Origin of the sequence: Ruminococcus sp. CAG:330 (assembly GCF_000437175.1) — a bacterium.
Taxonomy (GTDB): Bacteria; Bacillota; Clostridia; order Oscillospirales; family Ruminococcaceae; genus Ruminococcus_C.
In genome coordinates this window covers 2,207-3,679 of sequence record NZ_FR898009.1, presented here as the reverse complement: position 1 = coordinate 3,679, position 1,473 = coordinate 2,207, and the positions used below count along the sequence as shown (strand labels likewise).

Here is a 1,473-nt window from a genome sequence, read left to right as displayed (position 1 = left end):
GGGGCGGTTATTTCTTTTTCTTGTCATGGTGATTGTCGTTACTATTCTTATGATGATAGTAAATGTACAAGATCAAAGTTGCCAGACTCAGCAGAAATCCGCCGAGTTCCAGCAAGTCACCAAACGTGACAAACTGATCCATCATACCGATCACCTCCCATCTGTTACAATGACAGTGGGAGCAAAAATCAGAAGCAAGCCGCCTACCGTTTAGCTTGTAATATTTTTTGAGAAAACGCATAGTAGCTCCTTGAAAGATGATTTTTTCCTATTGTAACATGTTTTTGGAAAAAAGTCAACGAAAGCCACTTGACATTTCGGCGTAAATGGCATATAATAAAAGAGAAGAGGGCATACCAGTAGACGGTCTGCTCCCATAGGGTTAAAAGAAGTAACCGCCTTTAGTTGGAAGCTGTGGGGCGGTTATTTCCGTTTATTATGATGGTTGGAAAGCGCAATTGCGACTTGAATCAATGTTAGAACGAGCCATGCGAAAAAACGCAGCTGCTCCCATGTTACAAAGTTCTCCATGTACATCACCTCCCATCGATTGTAAGATCATGGGAGCTGGAATCGACCGCCTACCGTTTGTGGTATGCCCTCAGAGTTTCAGTATAACATATCTGTCGAAGCTTGTCAAATCTGCGCACGCACCGCTTACCGGATTCCTCCGGCGGGCGGTATTTTTTGTGCCAATACAGGAAAAACTCAGCCGAGATCTAAACTTTCTCCGGATATTGTGTAAATTTTCGTTCATAGTTGTACGCCGGCGTACAACTTTTGCACCCGGAACGCCTATTTATGAGAGAACTTCTCTCAGGAATGAGGTGAGCGGAATGAAAGAACGAATCTGCGTGCTTCTGGGAACGGCTGGTGCCTGTCTTGCCGGACTGTTTGGCGGATGGGATGCCTCGCTGGGAACCCTTTTGCTCTTTATGGGCATAGACTATATTACGGGGGCAGCGACGGCGGTCTGCGGAAAGTCGCCCAAATCCGAGAGCGGCAGGCTCTCCAGTAAAATCGGCTGGCGGGGGCTTGTCAAAAAGTGCGTGACGCTGCTGCTGGTGCTGGTTGCGGTACGGCTGGATCTCACCATGGGCACGTCATATCTGCGGGACGGCGTGTGCATCGCTTTCAGCTGCAATGAGCTCCTGTCCATTGTGGAAAATGCGGGGCTTCTCGGAGTGCCCATGCCGGAACTTCTCAGGCAGGCCATCGACATCCTGCAGCGCAGGGGAAAGGAGTAGGGGATGATACGAGGAATTGATGTCAGCGAGCATCAGGGGAAAATCCAGTGGAGCCGTGTGAAAGCTGCCGGCATCGGCTTTGCGGTGATTCGGGCAGGATACGGCAGGGAACTGTCCCAGAAAGATGTACAGTTTGAGGCCAACTATGCCGGCTGCACTTCGGCGGGCATTCCGGCAGGGGCATACTGGTATTCCTATGCGGTCACGCCGGAAGAGGCTCGGCAGG

3 protein-coding genes are annotated in these 1,473 nt (G+C 50.2%); 2 read left to right on the top strand and 1 reads right to left on the bottom strand.

Annotated features, from left to right (window positions below; all coding sequences use genetic code 11):
• Positions 1–7: 7 nt before the first annotated feature.
• Positions 8–145 (bottom strand): hypothetical protein, encoded by a 138-nt coding sequence (locus tag QZL66_RS02160; protein ID WP_293601780.1) that lies wholly within the window; start codon positions 143–145, stop codon positions 8–10.
• A gap of 691 nt (positions 146–836) precedes the next feature.
• On the opposite strand from QZL66_RS02160, the gene QZL66_RS02155 reads away from it, so the two are divergent.
• The gene (locus tag QZL66_RS02155; RefSeq protein ID WP_022410119.1) at positions 837–1,247 is read left to right on the top strand and encodes a phage holin family protein; all 411 of its coding nucleotides are present in this window, start codon (positions 837–839) and stop codon (positions 1,245–1,247) included.
• A 3-nt stretch (positions 1,248–1,250) separates the two neighbouring features.
• Positions 1,251–1,473: GH25 family lysozyme (locus QZL66_RS02150; RefSeq protein ID WP_293601779.1), on the top strand; the 223-nt coding region annotated here is incomplete at its 3' end.

What these genes read in the sequence shown, in the direction of transcription:
- QZL66_RS02160 (WP_293601780.1), bottom strand. Translation starts at nt 145, where the DNA reads ATGATGGATCAGTTTGTCACGTTTGGTGACTTGCTGGAACTCGGCGGA.
- QZL66_RS02155 (WP_022410119.1), top strand. Translation starts at nt 837, where the DNA reads ATGAAAGAACGAATCTGCGTGCTTCTGGGAACGGCTGGTGCCTGTCTT.